This window comes from Paenibacillus urinalis, assembly GCF_028747985.1.
GTDB classification, from domain to species: Bacteria; Bacillota; Bacilli; order Paenibacillales; family Paenibacillaceae; genus Paenibacillus; species Paenibacillus urinalis.
In genome coordinates this window covers 372,940-385,779 of the sequence record NZ_CP118108.1, presented here as the reverse complement: position 1 = coordinate 385,779, position 12,840 = coordinate 372,940, and the positions used below count along the sequence as shown (strand labels likewise).

The following is a 12,840-nucleotide window of genomic DNA, read 5'->3' as shown; positions in this document are numbered from 1 at the left end:
AGCATTATTTTTCAGTGATGTTACCTTCTACGTCACGCTCAACTTGCATACCGCTAACCGGGATGTAACCAAGCTCTACAACATAAGTGTTCTGGATATCGTCAGAAACCATGTAGTCAAGAAATGCTTTTGTTACTTCATTCGGCTCGCCGTTTGTGTACATATGCTGGTAAGCCCACACTGGATATTCACCAGATTCAATGTTTTCTACAGTTGCTTCAATACCTTCATATTTCACTGCAGTCAGCGTATCATCCAAGTAGGACAATGCCAGGTAGCCGATTGCACCAGGAGTTTCAGTTACGAGCTTCTTAACGTTACCAGAGGATTCTTCTTGAATAGAACCTTCAAGGTCAGGAGCTGCTCCGCCAAGTGCATATTTCTCGAAAGTAGCACGAGTACCAGAGCTTGCTGGACGGTTGATGATTACGATCTCTTGATCGGCTCCACCAACTTCACTCCAGTTCTTTACTTTACCGTTGAAGATATCGGACAGCTGTTGTTTAGTCAGATCCGTCACGCCTACTTCTTTATTAACTACTGCTGCCATACCAACAACAGCTACTTGGTGGTCAACGAGTTGTTCTGCTTGATCCGCTTCAAGCTTCTCTTCAGCGAATACGTCAGAGTTACCGATATCTGCTTGCTTATCAGCGACTTGTGTAAGACCTGTACCGCTACCGCCGCCTTGAACTTGAACTGTAATGTTCTCATTGCCTTCTATCATCATGAAGTCTTGTGCAGCTTGGTCAACAAGCGGCTGAAGCGCTGTAGATCCTACTGCAAGTACGGAACCGCTAAGCTGTGTTGCTTCTCCGCCGCTGCCATTCGAACTTCCTGCTGGGTCTGTATTTCCAGATCCGCTCGTATCCGTACCTGATCCGCAGGCTGCGAGTACGACGGTCATCGCTAGTGTAGTCATCATCAAAGGTAATTTCTTAACTCTTTTGAACATGTTAGGTTGTCCTCCCCCAATTTGTGTGTGGTCTTATTTGTGTTCACCACTTACATTACTCATTCTAGTGGTAGTGCATCATCTTAAAATTTATCCTTTGTTAAATGTGTATTAAATATGTATACATGAAATCTATTAAAACATATAATAAATCTATAATAGATATAAAGAAGCACGCCTTTTTACCTGCAATCCCTCTTATAATGAGCTAATTTATGAGCTTATATCCCAAATATAGCGTCTATTTTTACAATATCACTATATGTTGATGTTAAATGTTCGTTTACAAATGTCAGTGCTTCAACCCAGGAGGAACAACGCAATGAATTTAATTAAATTTCAAATTCTTGTTTTGATAGATAAGTGGAATAAGGTTACGGATGTCGCCAAGGAGCTTGAGATGAAGCAGCCAACAGTTTCTTTTCATATGAAGAGCCTTGAGAAGGATATGGGGACCGCTCTATTCATCTCAACACGGGGAAGAATTCTGCTTACAGAGGCGGGAAAAGCCATCCTGCCTTATGCCAAGCAAATGATCAATCTGGATCAGACGGCACGGCGGACCGCACAGTTGTTCAGTGAACTGAATCAAGGAAGCCTTCAGATCAAATCGGATCCCATTGTCTCTACCTATTATCTATCCAGTCTTATCGCTCAATTCGCAGATCAATATCCTGGCATCCGGATTTCAAATCGTTTGTTTGATGAGGTATCAGATCCAGGCAGTGAGGAGAACTTTATTGCGGCCAGGCTGGACAAGCTGGGCAGCCCATTAGAGGAGTCTTCTGACAAGGTGCTGATTCGGACAGATGAACTGATTCTTCTCGTCCCCGAGAACCATCCCTTTGCGCACGAGTCAAATTTGCATCCTGGAGAACTAAGCAAATATATGTTTGTTAATTATGAGAGCTGCGGATGGATATCTGAGCGAATGGGGCGCTTTACACAGATAACAGGCGCCCATTTGTGGGAGAGAGTGTTTGCAGCGACACCCGAAGCAGCTGTAAACATGGTTGCGGCAGGCAAAGCAATTACTTTTTTTCCTGAAAGCGCAGTAACATCGGCTAATCGAGGAGTCATAAAGCTACCAATCCCCGGCCTATCGAAGGAAGATGTCTTAATACACATCACATTATCTAAAATGAACGAGCTGACACCGGCAGGTCAACAATTTTGGTCCTTCCTCAGCCATGAATACAGGAACCCAGAAGCTCCCTAACCCATATATATAAGAGCATGGGCGTATGCACCAAGTTACTGTATGGGAGCTGATTCAATTGTCATTCATACCGATACTTCCCCCAGCAGGGGCAGGAGGCGGAGCTATACCGCTTCAAAGTTTGCTCGGGTCGATTAATGTAGGAAGCTTAGCTGCTACACCGAATGCTACTCAAGCCATTCCTTCCAATATACTTACCTCATTACCAAGTCCTCCACTTCAAGCCATTCAGCAGTATCAGCTGTTAACTTCAAATCCGGCACAGGCACAAAGCTTAGTCGCACAATCCAGTCAGCAGACAGGACCAGGCGGCTCAGCCTGGCAGATCCCTTCAGGTGGAATAGGTTCTTCTTCCATTGGAGGCATTGGCGTACCAAGCGGAAGCGGTTCTCCTGGAGGAATTCTAGGCAATCTTCTTCCCGGCTTAGGCGGGCCAAGACCAGAGGATGCACCTGTTTACTCAGAGGATACGGAGTCAGAGTATACCGAGTATCGCAGTGCCCGATTCCCTTGGATGCTGCCTTATTGTACGTATCGCTGGGCCGTCTTGATCACGGGGCCGAATCCTTTTAATTTAACGGTTCGTCTTGGTATTGTTCTCTTCACCAATCCCGGTGTAACCGTACTGCTGCAGACGCAGCCCTTCCCGATAATTCAGACTATTCCAACTTGGCAAATACTATATGTGCAGTGTTATTAATCAGATAGCTGCCTGTTCCTCTGCTTCTGCCTGTCATTCGTCTTAAAAACGAGAAAGACCCTCTCCTACATGGCCCTGGTCAAGGAAATTGACTCAGCGTTTGAGAGAGGGTCTTTCTTCATTATAATATGGCTGAATTATTTTATAATCACGGAAGTATAGGGCGGCAGCGTCAATGTCTGATCTGCCCATTGTACTTCTGCGTTTGTGGCATGTAGAAGCTCGCTATACTTCACTTCTGAATCGTCCAGAGCAACTTCCTTCTCCTCATTAGAGAGGTTATGAAGGACGAGCACCCGCTCACCCTCTGCTGCCCTGACATACCCTAGCAATTGATCGTCATCCAGATCATAATCGGCAATAGTCCCATCTGTAAGGGCTCTGCTTCCATTTCTCCAATCGATCAGTTCACGATAATGAGACAGAAGGGATGAGCTGTCCTGCAGCTGATCCTCCACGCTCACCGCATCCTCTCCGAGATTATGCTTCGGTGTCTGCCACGTTGTCTGTCCAGCTCCAGCCTCCGCTTGATACCATAACATAGGCTCGCGAATCTGCTCATCCGGCTTAGCACCTTCCATTCCGATTTCTTCACCATAATAGATGAAGGGATTACCGGGAAGGGTTAATAGAATGGATGCCGCCATATGTGCATGATCTGCCGATCCGCCCAGCTGACTCATCACGCGATTCTGATCGTGATTGGCCAGAAAGACGGCATCAACAAAGGCTCCTTCGGACTTCTCATTGAACAGCTCATAATTCCGGGTTAGCTGCACGATGAACCCTCCATTCGTCTCATTGGTCACCGTACGAATGATTTGATCTGCCAGTCCGAAGTTAAAGCCCGAGTCAAACGCGTTGTCCAAATAAGGTGCTACAGAGACAGGGGAGTTCTCCCACACCTCTCCGACAATATAAGCATCTTCCTTAACCTGATTCATGGCCGTTCTAAACTCCTGCCACCAAGCTACATTCTTCTCCGTTGTTTCTGCGCTGCGGTCGCTCTGCACATCCTCGTAAATATGCTTTGCTGCATCAAGCCGGAATCCGTCAAAGCCAAACTCCAGCCAGTGCTGACCGATCGCCAGCATCTCAGATTGAACTTCTTCATTATCAAAGTTGAGGTCAGGCATTCCACTCCAGAAGGTACCCAAATAATGCTTGCCGCCCAGCTCGTGCCAAGCCGGTCCACTGCCTGCGGCACTCATGCCTGTTGTATTCTCGCCTGTGTCCTCTGCCCAGCTGTACCAATCACGATATGCACTATCCAAGGATGCACTCGATTCCTTAAACCATGGATGCTCTGTGCTCGTATGATTGACGACCAGATCCATAATGACCTTGATGCCCCGTTCATGCGCTTCATCCAGCAGGTGCTTCAAGTCATCCTTCGTTCCGTAATCGGGATGGACATCATAATAATCTGTCACATCATATCCGTGATAGCTTGGAGAGGGATTGATTGGCATCAGCCAGATGCCTCCCACCCCAAGATCATCTCCACCAGGCTGACCATCATTTAAGTAGTCCAGCTTCTCCGTAATTCCGTTCAGATCCCCGATCCCATCCCCATCGGAATCATAGAAGGAACGAACAAAGATCTCATAATAAACGGTTGACGGCTGTTCATCGATTACGAGCTCAGCGTTACCTTGGCCCCCTGCTTCTGATTCCTCGGCGGAATGATTCCCATCAGAGCTCTTCTGCCCAGCCTCGGTATTTATTGCAGCAGAGTCTTCTCCTTGCTGCGATGGCTGTTCTGCTCCTTCACTACTGCACGCAGCCAGCATGCAAGCCATTAAGAGAACAATGGCGGGATAACCAAATCGTTTGTTTAGCCCAAGCAGATGGCGCGGCGCCATAGAACCTCACCCTTTCGTTGCTCCCGCAGTCAAGCCATCCACCAGGAAGCGCTGCAGGAACATGTATAGGAGTGTAATCGGCAGGGCTACGAGAACAGATCCCGCCGCAAACAGCGTAAATTCGGTACTCGTGTAGCTGTTCACCAGCTCATACAAGCCAACGGCCAATGTCCAGTTTTCACGTGAGCGCAGGATCAGTCTGGCAAATATAAAGTCAACCCATGCGCCGCTGAATGTCATCAAAGAAATGTACGTAATAATCGGTTTGGATAACGGCAGTATAATAGAAACAAAAATTCTCATATGACTCGCCCCATCGAGCAATGCCGATTCTTCAAGCGCACGTGGAATGGTATCGAAGAAGCCCTTCGCTACAAACATACCGAGTGCTGCACCCGACGTGTACACCAGAATAAGAGCCCAAGCTGAATCCAGCAGATTCATTTGCAGGAGCATTACGTATACAGCAATCATACTCATGAAGCCTGGGAACATCCCAAGAATCAAAATAACAGACATAGCCGTCTGACGTCCCTTAAACCGGAACCGAGACATCGCATAGGCAGTAAGCACTTGAATTATCGTTCCGAGCACCATACTGGTGACCGCAATCTTCAGCGTATTCCAGTACCACTGGAGAAAAGGAATATCCTTGTCAGCCTGCGGCATAAACAGATCTTTATAGTGCTGAAGTGTAAATTGTTCAGGTATGATCGTCTCACTGTACAGAGAATCCCCCACTTTAAGGGATGACATGATAATCCATAGAGCAGGATATATACATACGATGGCGATCAGAATCAGCAAAATATAACTGAAGGTGAGCTTAATCCGTTTTTTTCTCTTCATTGAATCATATCCTCCTCTTTAAACGAACGACTTCTGCGATAGTTATAGATCGAGAACGAGGCGATGATTAAGAATATGAGAATACCGATCGCAGATGCAAAGTTGTACCTTTGATTATCCAGCGTCAGCTTGTAAAGCCACGTTACGAGAAGGTCTGTACTACCCGCAAATGCATAGTCACCGTTCGCCGGAGCACCTCCGGTCAACAGGAAGATGACGTTAAAGTTATTGATGTTGCCCGCAAACTGCATGATCAGAATCGGCGCAGTCTGGAATAGTACAAAGGGCATTGTAATGTTGCGGAATTTCTGGAATGCGGATGCTCCGTCTACCTCGGCCGCTTCATACAAATCCTTCGGAATCGCTGTAAGCACACCAAGCACAAGAATCATGGATACCGGAATACCAATCCACATATTGACGAGTATAACCGTCACTTTGGCCATGAATGGATCATTCAGCCACGGCAGCCCGCCAAGTCCCAGCATGCCTAGATATTGATTGATCGGTCCAAATTGTGAATTGAACAGGTTCTTCATAATCAGCAGCGAGATAAACTGTGGAATTGCATAAGGGATAATAAAAATCGTACGCCACATTGTTTTGAAGCGAATCCCATGCTGCTGAATGAGCAAAGCGACCAGGATACCTCCAAAATACGTCGTTACCGTAGCCACGATCGCCCAGATAATGGTCCAGATCAATACGCCAAAGAAGGTATTACTCCAAGCCGTCAGCGTAAAGAGATTCTTAAAAGTATCGAAGCCGACCCAATCCACAAGATTCTTCGGCGGGATATGGTCGGGGGCGGAATAATTCGTGAAGGCCATCAGGACCATAAACAAGATTGGTAATATAGTAAAAAAGAGCACACCGATGGTCGGGAGCGATAGCAGCAGATATGGGAAACCTTTGTCCAGCAGCTGCTTTACCGTTTCGCGGAAGGATGGTGCCTGCTTCCCTTGATCACGGAGCTGTCCGATACGATGAGCATCCTTGATATTTCCAATGTAAAAAGCAATAAGAAGCACGAAGTATATCAATGCTACGAGCCCATATATCATCATGAATATGGAATGATCACCCGGCACATTTTGATATAGACGTCCTACCTTCTCCATTCTGGCAGGTGAATCTCCCAGTGTTACGAGCCCCCATAGATTGGCCCCCAGCTGTGTAATGATCAAATATAAACTAATGACTTCGACTAGAAAAAAGATTGCGCCTTTTACCCATTGTCTGTGATACCATTGCCCAAGCCCCATGAATACAGCTGATAAAATAGCGCCTGTGCGGGCATGGCTCCCCGAAGCCGACTGCGGCTTCCCGGTTGACATCATTGCCGGTGATTGTCCTCTACTCATGTATGGTCCCAGCCCTTCCTTCCGATAGATGGTATGGAGCCACCGCGAGAAACTCATGTTACTGAAGTCTCACGCGATGGCCTCTTGTCTTTTTCTACATATTAATCTACGTATTAAGAACCTGTTTGAATGTTGCTCTTCATTTGCTCTACCATGCTGTCCATCGCTGCTTTAGGATCTTTGTTGTTATTCCACAGCTCGGACAGAGCTGCTTCCATTGGAGACCAGAATTGGGCCATAGCCGGAATGGAAGGCATCGGAATGGAATTCTCGAATTGTGCAAGGAAAGCAGAAGCAATCTCATCGTTCTTCACCGCTTCACTTGCTGCAGCTTCTGTATTTGCAGGAAGCGCACCTGTCATTTCAAAGTTCTTCGTTTGGTTCTCTGCATTTGTAATAAAGTCAGCGAACAGCTTAGCTGCATTCGGGTACTTCGTATTTGCATTTACAAAATAGCTCTTCACGCCAGAGAACGGCTTCATTGGCTCACCATTAGGAAGGTTAGGATATACGCCAACTCCGAGATTAGCTACGCCTTCCTTCAGAGAACCCACATCCCAAGGACCCGATACGTTCATCGCCAGCTTGCCTTCAGTGAACAAGGATTTACGAATGTCACCATTAATGTTGGAGGAATTGAGCGGCAGAATCTCTTTCAGACTTTGCAGGAAAGTCGCTGCTTCAATTCCTTGCTCATTGTTCAAGCCGATATCTGTAGGATCTGTGCCATCACTTCCAAATACATAAGAACCATATCCACCAAAGAACGGGAACGCGTTATAACCATTACCTACATCCCACATAATTGCGAACTTATTGCTCTTCGTATCATTGAAGGTGCTTGCAAACTCCTTCACACCATCCCAGTCAGCAGGAACTGCATCAATCAAATCTTTGTTGTAGAACACAGCCGTTGTTTCAACCGATTTTGGATAACCGTATAGAATTCCATCATATGTCAGAGCATTAACAGCCACTTCACTGTTTCTTGCTTTGGTATCTTCTTCAAACCAGTCATTTGGCATAATAACCCCTGCAGTAACGCCTTGACCGATCTGGTCATGCACGCCTGCGAATACGTCAGCGCCTACACCGGCAGGTCCGTCCGTTACCATCTGGCTCATTGCCTTGTCAGCTCCAAGCTCAGTGAAGGTGACTTTGACCCCATGTTTCTCTTCAAATGCTTTGGCCACTTCTTCAATAAATCCTTTCTGATCGCCGCCATCCCATACGGTAAGCTCAGCGCCTTCTTCAGGAAGAAGCTCCTCTAATTCAGCAGGTGGTGTCTCTGCCCCTGGTGCTGGTTCAGTTTCGGCAGGTGCATTGTTACCGGTGCCGCATGCAGCCAAAAAGACCGTCATGGCAAGCGAGAGTGTCATAAAACTAAATTTTTTACCTTTTTTCATGTGTAAATCATCCCTTCCCCTTTTTGTTCTGCATGCGCTTAACCCGATCAAGCACCTGTTCAGAAATATTTGGATCTCATACAAATGTTTGCGTTTTAGATGATCCAGAATATTGTGCAAACGTTTGTCCAAATAGTTAGATTTATTCCTCTTTCTATAGGCACTTGACTCAAATTACAGAGGGTATCGATAAAATCCAGGTTAAGTAAGCGCTTTATCAGCAAGCTAATCATAACCGAGAATTCAAATTTGTTAAAACGTTTGCATAGATCATTTTCAGCCATATTTGATCATTTCAATCATATTATTACCTTGTTATCTTCATTATCCGTTTCTATACTGCTATTTACTTCATTTTTTAACTATACCGCTTGTGAATCCTAGGTATTTTATACCAATAATATTTATAGTTCTATAATCCGGGGTAAATTTATCATGTGGGTTTATAGGCTTTTTACTGGCGATTTATCAAATTAACTCATTTTTGATGACGATCTCCATAACGGACAAAAAATCTCATTTACAAATATGCAATTCATGGATTAACATAATCGGTAAAACGCAAACGGTTCCACGGAGGAGGTGAAACAAATGGCGGTAACGATCAAAGACGTGGCAAAAATGGCAGGGGTATCACCATCCACGGTATCCCGTGTCTTGTCCGGGCATCCAAGAATCAGTCAGAAGACAGCCAGTAAGGTTCGAACGATCATGACGGAGCTGGGTTATCATCCGAACATGATGGCAAAGAGCCTCGTATCCAAAACGACTAAAAGTATTGGTGTCATTTTGCCCAAACCGGCAGAAGAGCTGTTCCTTAACACCTTCTTTATGGAGCTTATTCGTGGAATTGTATCTCAGGCCAACAAATCAGGCTACGATATTGTGATCAGCTCGGGGGCTAATGAGCAGGAGGAAGTCGAAGCCGTTGGAAGACTGGTTCATGGCGGACGAATTGACGGTGCGGTACTGCTTCACTCCAGGCAAAATGATCCTGTTGTAGAATATTTGCATAATCTGGACTTCCCATTTGTACTTGTGGGACGTAATGAACAGTATCAGGATGTATTATCAGTCGATACGGACAATGTACAGGCCGCCTATGATGCAACCCGTCATCTCATATCCTTCGGCCATGAACGAATAGGCTTTGTCAGCGGTCCAAAGAACCTCATTGTATCCAAAGACCGGATGAAGGGCTATAAGAAAGCCATGCATGAAGCGGGACTTTCTACCAAATCAGAATGGATTGTCGAAGATGATTTCCTGCAGGAAAGCGGGTACCGTGCCATGTCATTTTTCATGACGCTTCCCGAACGCCCAACTGCACTTGTCGTCATTGATGATGTGGTGAGCTTCGGTGTTCTTCGCGGGTTAAATGAATTGGGCTATAAGGTTCCTGAAGACTTATGTATTGTCAGCTTTAACAATAACGCAGTCTCGGAGCTGTACAGTCCTCCACTAAGCAGTGTAGACATTGGGATATACCATCTTGGATATGTGGCCTCACAGGCACTCATCCAAGCGATCCAAGGAGATGACAAGTCACTGTTCTGCAAGCGCCACATCATTCCGCATCGATTAATGGTTAGACAGTCTTCCATGTATAATGTGATGAGAACCACATAGTCATTTGCGAAACGTAAACACCTGCACACATCGTGCAGACATCAGTTCAAACGTTTGCATTACAGTTAACAACTCATTATCGATATTAAAAATCAGCTTGTGAGCTGGTGATTTTATTTGCACTATTTCACTTATAATAGCGCAAAAAATAGTGTACCCGCAGTCCTCCCGGGCAGCGGGTAATTCGTGCACAGTATAAACACTATAAACCACCATAATGACTACACTTCCTCCTCTACTCCTTCTCTTCCGATCCCTTCTTCTCATTACTCTCCTCTTCATCATACAAGGTGCTGTTCTTGATCAGCTCAATCAATTCTAGCTTCATACTTTGCAGCGCATCCTCCTTGGGCATCGGAATATACCGGCTTAGAATCCGCATATCTTCTTCGAACATCTCGATAATGCGGGTCATACTGTCTTCATCTCCGTGCTTCACACCTGCCACCAGTTTTAAGAACTCATTCTCTGGGATATGCTCTGGATCGATTTTCTTTTCCATTTGTTCACCGCCTGCTGGCTTATATTCATTCGTCTGGATATTTCTGCTTCACTATGTCCTTCTATATAGAACAGCCGAACCACTCGCTTGCCTGTCTCGGAGGGAATCAGCCCCAGCAGATATTCAACGTACAGCTTCGAGTCGACTTCCTGCTCAGTTGAGTTTGCAGACAAATGTACTTGCTCGAGCAAGATGGGCATCTCCCTGCGGCGCTCCGAACGGGCCCGATAACCAAGACGCCAAGCGATACGTTTAAGCTCCTGTTGATAATACTGAACGGTCTGAACCATATTCATACCACCTTTCGATTTAATAAAATAAGAACATTTGTTCCTATTTTTAAGCACATTATAATCGATCCCCCTCTTTCTTCCAAGTCCCAAAAATAGAGTTCTAATCTCCTACCGCTAGAATGTACTGCTGCTCGGCTGTTCTTTATTGAATTTTCACGGCATTCTCGATGTAGAAAAATGTTTTAAAACTTTTTTTGTGTAATAGGTTGTAAAAAGAACGGTTAAAACTCCTTTATAAGTGAAACAAATTCATAGCTCATTGCAAAAGGTACTATGAAATTGTTTCAAGAACAACAAAAAAACATTGTAGGAGGATGAACATAATGAGCTGCAAACAAACCAATCTGCCTGTAGAAACTTTAACGGTCCCGGGGAACATCAATATCGATATTGCCTCTGCTTCAAGAGGAGACGAAAGACGCTTGATGGTGAGCGATAACCCGGAGACTCTGACTGCCGAGAGCTTCCCGGTGGAGTACGGAACACTCTGGCATGACGTAGTCAAAACATCAAAACGCTCTGTAAAGCATCGTATTTTTGGATGGCATTACAACCGCACTGGTGCTCCTGTTAAGCTGGGTGTGACGATTGAGAATAAAGACAAGGATCGGATTGAAGTACGTCATATTGAAAGAGATCTGATCCTCGGACCGTCTACAGTCAGCTGGATTATAGATGTCGGGCAGTGCATCGCCAAGTCCTGCCTCGGCGGAACACTTGACCGGATTAAGCCTGTCGATCATTACAAATTCGGTACCGGCGTGGCGCTGATCGAGGAATTTATTATTGAGGAGGATGTACTCGCAGGATTTATCTATGAGTTTACAGTGGAGCATGCCGATGGAAAGGGCAGTCAGGATTATGAGATTCGTACTGTCGCCTCAAAACTGCTGGACAAGGATCTGCGCGAAATTACGACAGAGCCTGTACCGCCCCGCCCCGCGCCTCAAGCACATCCACGTGGCAGCTGGACCTTCTCTGAAACAGATGCCGTTACCCCTGTATATCGGGTAGGTCAAAGTGCGAACTACCGCACCTGTGCAGGAACCAAGCTCACGGGAGAAGCGCCGGCTGATCTGCTGTTTACCGCTGAGAACAGTACGCTGCCGAACTCCCTGACGAACCGCGGGCAATTCGGTGCAGTCTATCAGGTGACCATTCCGATTCTGAATGAGACGGACAGTGAAGCGTCCGTGCGCATACGTGTCAATCCTCGAGGCGGGGCCTTTGCCGGAGCTGCCCTGATTGATGGCAAGACCTATGGAATTCCGCTTCTGCGTAACAACACCCAGCTCAGCCCGATCGCGGACATTACGGTTCCGCCGGGTGAGAGCTCCTACAGCTTCAAATACATGACGGCAGGCAGTGCAAGTACGCCGCTCGGCATCTACGTAACCACCATTGTCTAGGTCAATGTCCGACCGTAGTGATCGACACACCACACCCAGGTCATTGGCGATCATCCGTTGTGGTTGATAAGGCTCTAACCCACAGTTGTGAGACGGAGGGATAGCATCTTCCGCATCTATAATGTAAACCCCATTTAGAGGCGGTAAGATCTCCTTACCGTCTTTTTTTAGTCCTACAACAATCTGACCGGAATAGCCACTATCTATGTGGTCCTTTAGTTCCTCGGTAGACCACTAATCTTGTTGCTGCTCACTTAACATCCCCCTCGATGCCGGCATCATAAATGATATCATCCGTCCAATCGAAGTAATCATTCATGATGTATCTTGAAAAATCATTATCTGCAGCACCTATAAGTATCTTTTGAATGTATTGTTCAGGCTTATGCCGGTAATCCGTCAGAAAAAAAAGTTTTTCTATTTGTTCTACCGACTCAATATAAGAATCTGAGAAAGAACCGATCTTTAACCGTATATACCGCCATATCGCTTAGCTAATCTCGGATTTCTTGAGCCCAATATCGACGGGATAAAAGGCTGCGGCAGAATGTTCTTTTCCTCTACAGTATCCGGATCAGCAATCATAAGAAAGGATGGAACATTATTAAATGCACTACTCATCATCTTAGTTAGACGTTGCACCGTATAT

At 45.9% G+C, this 12,840-nt stretch carries 12 protein-coding genes; 4 read left to right on the top strand and 8 right to left on the bottom strand.

Going from position 1 to position 12,840, the window contains the following annotated elements:
* Positions 1 to 4: 4 nt before the first annotated feature.
* Positions 5 to 955: a phosphate ABC transporter substrate-binding protein PstS family protein gene (locus tag PUW25_RS01845; protein WP_274337941.1), complete on the bottom strand. Its 951-nt coding sequence runs from the start codon at positions 953 to 955 to the stop codon at positions 5 to 7.
* Between the two features lie 322 nt (positions 956 to 1,277).
* On the opposite strand from PUW25_RS01845, the gene PUW25_RS01840 reads away from it, so the two are divergent.
* Positions 1,278 to 2,174 (top strand): LysR family transcriptional regulator, encoded by an 897-nt coding sequence (locus PUW25_RS01840; RefSeq protein ID WP_052511863.1) that lies wholly within the window; start codon positions 1,278 to 1,280, stop codon positions 2,172 to 2,174.
* A 25-nt stretch (positions 2,175 to 2,199) separates the two neighbouring features.
* Entirely contained in the window at positions 2,200 to 2,874 is a 675-nt protein-coding gene (locus tag PUW25_RS01835; RefSeq protein ID WP_047911391.1) for a hypothetical protein, read from the top strand.
* A gap of 137 nt (positions 2,875 to 3,011) precedes the next feature.
* Here the strand turns inward: PUW25_RS01835 and PUW25_RS01830 are convergent, their stop codons facing one another.
* The 4 genes from PUW25_RS01830 to PUW25_RS01815 form a co-directional block, all read right to left on the bottom strand.
* Positions 3,012 to 4,739: an alpha-amylase family glycosyl hydrolase gene (locus PUW25_RS01830; protein ID WP_047911390.1), complete on the bottom strand. Its 1,728-nt coding sequence runs from the start codon at positions 4,737 to 4,739 to the stop codon at positions 3,012 to 3,014.
* A 6-nt stretch (positions 4,740 to 4,745) separates the two neighbouring features.
* Entirely contained in the window at positions 4,746 to 5,588 is an 843-nt protein-coding gene (locus PUW25_RS01825; RefSeq protein ID WP_047911389.1) for a sugar ABC transporter permease, read from the bottom strand.
* Positions 5,585 to 6,925 carry a carbohydrate ABC transporter permease gene (locus PUW25_RS01820; protein ID WP_047911639.1) on the bottom strand — a complete coding sequence of 447 codons (1,341 nt, stop codon included), beginning with the start codon at positions 6,923 to 6,925 and terminating at the stop codon, positions 5,585 to 5,587. The genes PUW25_RS01825 and PUW25_RS01820 overlap by 4 nt, the downstream gene beginning before the upstream one ends.
* Positions 6,926 to 7,065: 140 nt before the next feature.
* A complete protein-coding gene (locus PUW25_RS01815; protein ID WP_052511861.1) occupies positions 7,066 to 8,358 on the bottom strand; it encodes a sugar ABC transporter substrate-binding protein in 1,293 nt (430 codons plus the stop codon).
* A gap of 591 nt (positions 8,359 to 8,949) precedes the next feature.
* Between PUW25_RS01815 and PUW25_RS01810 the strand changes: the two genes are divergently transcribed.
* On the top strand, positions 8,950 to 9,987 hold the full coding sequence (locus PUW25_RS01810; RefSeq protein ID WP_047911388.1) for a LacI family DNA-binding transcriptional regulator: 1,038 nt from the start codon (positions 8,950 to 8,952) through the stop codon (positions 9,985 to 9,987).
* Positions 9,988 to 10,222: 235 nt separating this feature from the next.
* Here the strand turns inward: PUW25_RS01810 and PUW25_RS01805 are convergent, their stop codons facing one another.
* Positions 10,223 to 10,489: a hypothetical protein gene (locus PUW25_RS01805; RefSeq protein ID WP_047911386.1), complete on the bottom strand. Its 267-nt coding sequence runs from the start codon at positions 10,487 to 10,489 to the stop codon at positions 10,223 to 10,225.
* Positions 10,441 to 10,779 (bottom strand): RNA polymerase sigma factor, encoded by a 339-nt coding sequence (locus PUW25_RS01800; protein WP_081872357.1) that lies wholly within the window; start codon positions 10,777 to 10,779, stop codon positions 10,441 to 10,443. The genes PUW25_RS01805 and PUW25_RS01800 overlap by 49 nt, the downstream gene beginning before the upstream one ends.
* Positions 10,780 to 11,105: 326 nt before the next feature.
* Between PUW25_RS01800 and PUW25_RS01795 the strand changes: the two genes are divergently transcribed.
* Positions 11,106 to 12,191 carry a hypothetical protein gene (locus PUW25_RS01795; RefSeq protein WP_337999895.1) on the top strand — a complete coding sequence of 362 codons (1,086 nt, stop codon included), beginning with the start codon at positions 11,106 to 11,108 and terminating at the stop codon, positions 12,189 to 12,191.
* 465 nt (positions 12,192 to 12,656) lie between these two features.
* Here the strand turns inward: PUW25_RS01795 and PUW25_RS01790 are convergent, their stop codons facing one another.
* The gene (locus PUW25_RS01790; protein ID WP_193746018.1) at positions 12,657 to 12,833 is read right to left on the bottom strand and encodes a hypothetical protein; all 177 of its coding nucleotides are present in this window, start codon (positions 12,831 to 12,833) and stop codon (positions 12,657 to 12,659) included.
* Between the last annotated feature and the right edge of the window lie 7 nt (positions 12,834 to 12,840).

Bases quoted from the DNA above. Each gene is read 5' to 3' on its own strand.
- PUW25_RS01825 (WP_047911389.1), bottom strand. From the start codon at position 5,588: ATGAAGAGAAAAAAACGGATTAAGCTCACCTTCAGTTATATTTTGCTG.
- PUW25_RS01830 (WP_047911390.1), bottom strand. From the start codon at position 4,739: ATGGCGCCGCGCCATCTGCTTGGGCTAAACAAACGATTTGGTTATCCC.
- PUW25_RS01810 (WP_047911388.1), top strand. From the start codon at position 8,950: ATGGCGGTAACGATCAAAGACGTGGCAAAAATGGCAGGGGTATCACCA.
- PUW25_RS01795 (WP_337999895.1), top strand. From the start codon at position 11,106: ATGAGCTGCAAACAAACCAATCTGCCTGTAGAAACTTTAACGGTCCCG.
- PUW25_RS01820 (WP_047911639.1), bottom strand. From the start codon at position 6,925: ATGTCAACCGGGAAGCCGCAGTCGGCTTCGGGGAGCCATGCCCGCACA.
- PUW25_RS01800 (WP_081872357.1), bottom strand. From the start codon at position 10,779: ATGGTTCAGACCGTTCAGTATTATCAACAGGAGCTTAAACGTATCGCT.
- PUW25_RS01845 (WP_274337941.1), bottom strand. From the start codon at position 955: ATGTTCAAAAGAGTTAAGAAATTACCTTTGATGATGACTACACTAGCG.
- PUW25_RS01815 (WP_052511861.1), bottom strand. From the start codon at position 8,358: ATGAAAAAAGGTAAAAAATTTAGTTTTATGACACTCTCGCTTGCCATG.
- PUW25_RS01840 (WP_052511863.1), top strand. From the start codon at position 1,278: ATGAATTTAATTAAATTTCAAATTCTTGTTTTGATAGATAAGTGGAAT.
- PUW25_RS01805 (WP_047911386.1), bottom strand. From the start codon at position 10,489: ATGGAAAAGAAAATCGATCCAGAGCATATCCCAGAGAATGAGTTCTTA.
- PUW25_RS01835 (WP_047911391.1), top strand. From the start codon at position 2,200: ATGCACCAAGTTACTGTATGGGAGCTGATTCAATTGTCATTCATACCG.